This window comes from Streptomyces sp. NRRL F-2664, assembly GCF_000719345.1.
Lineage (GTDB): Bacteria > Actinomycetota > Actinomycetes > Streptomycetales > Streptomycetaceae > Streptomyces.
This window is the reverse complement of record NZ_JOFX01000603.1, coordinates 1-234: the sequence shown is the minus strand read 5'-3', so window position 1 is coordinate 234 and position 234 is coordinate 1. Positions and strand designations below refer to the sequence as shown.

The window sequence follows — 234 nt, the reverse complement described above, 5'->3', positions numbered from 1 at the left end:
GTGCCGTCTGCCCCGGTGAGGAGGTTGCCGGCTGTGTCCCAGGTCTGGCCGGTGGTCTTGCCGTCGGTGGTGAGGGCGGTGAGGCGGCCCGCGGCATCGGTCTGGTGCGCGGTGGCCGTCTTGCTGCCGTCCGCGCCGGTGGCGGTGGTGGTGGTGATGTCGCCGGCGGCGTTGGCGGTGTAGGCGGTCGACCGCAGCACGGGCGCCTTCGCGTCGGGGCCGTTGTGGACGGTG

Annotated in this window: 1 protein-coding gene; it reads right to left on the bottom strand. The window is 74.4% G+C overall.

Going from position 1 to position 234, the window contains the following annotated elements:
- Positions 1-234 (bottom strand): hypothetical protein (locus tag IF89_RS40360; protein WP_043195223.1); only part of this gene is annotated, 234 nt, incomplete at both ends.